Annotated in this window: 1 protein-coding gene; it reads right to left on the bottom strand. The window is 67.1% G+C overall.

All coding sequences use genetic code 11. From position 1 onward, the window contains the following. A partial coding sequence (locus EN994_RS32435) for a DUF4159 domain-containing protein (RefSeq protein WP_127308200.1) occupies window positions 1–1,143 on the bottom strand: 1,143 nt, incomplete at both ends.

Here is a 1,143-nt window from a genome sequence, read left to right on the forward strand (position 1 = left end):
AGGTTGCCGAGGATGTCGCGCAGCCGCTCCGTCGCCGGGCTGGTCGAATCGGCGCCGATGCCGTTGGCGAACTGGTCGCGGGTGTCGAACAGCACCGTGCCGCCCTGCTGCATATAGGCGTCGATGCGGGCGATGGCGGCCTGGCTCGGCATCGGGGCGGCCGGATCGATCGGCCAGTAGATCAAAGGATAGAACGACAGCTCGTCCTTCGAAATGTCGACACCGGCTGGTGCGCCCGGTTCAAGGGCCGTCTTTTCGACCAGGAAGCGGGTCAGGCCCTCGAGCCCGGCACGGCTGATCGAATCGTCGCCCGGCACACCGGTCAGCACATAGGCGATGCGGGTCTTCGAAATCGCCTCGATGGCAATTTCGTCACCCGGCTTGGCGTCGTCGGCGCGGGCAAGGTCGGCATGACCGAACAAGCTACCCAGCGCAATCAGGACCGCGGCGGTGGTTGCCATGGCACCGGCGCGGCGCGGTCGGCGTGAGAACAGGCCGCCCATCCAGAATACCGCCAGCGTATCGAGCAGCATCAGCACCAGGGCGGCCGCGACCAGCGCGCCCTTCAAATTGCGCGATTCGTCAAAGGCATACTGGATCGAGGTGACGGGAACAGTGATTTGCGGGCGCGCCAGCGGGGCCAGCGTGCTGTCGGCTTCAAGCAGATTATGGGCAAACACACCCGTCTCGGAACCATAGAGGCCGGGCGGGTTTTCAAAAGTCACCGGCAGCGCGCCGGCGCCCGGTACAAGCGGCCGTGCATCCGGTGTCGGCGGCACCAGCGAGCCGTCGGCTGCAATCATGCGATAGGGCGCCAGCGACGCCGCGGCGGCTTCGGCATTGGCGATGGCCGCGCCCTGGTTGCGCGACAGCTGCACGATGCGGCGCAGCATCTCGACGAAGCTGCCGGAGATCGGCAGGTTCGACCAGGTTGCTTCAGGGGTGACGTGGAACAGCACCAGCGTGCCCTTGCCTTTCTTCAATCCGGTGACCAGCGGCGTGCCGTCGGCAAGGGCCGCCCAGGTGCGCTCGACGATATCGGGTGTCGGCTCGGCCAGCACCTGTCTGCTGACAGTGACCTCGGCCGGCGGCGCCAGATCGGCGAACGGGCCGGCCTTGGGGAAGTCGGGGACAGGCTGCGGC

The organism is Mesorhizobium sp. M7A.F.Ca.CA.002.09.1.1 (assembly GCF_003998555.1).
Taxonomy (GTDB): domain Bacteria; phylum Pseudomonadota; class Alphaproteobacteria; order Rhizobiales; family Rhizobiaceae; genus Mesorhizobium; species Mesorhizobium ciceri.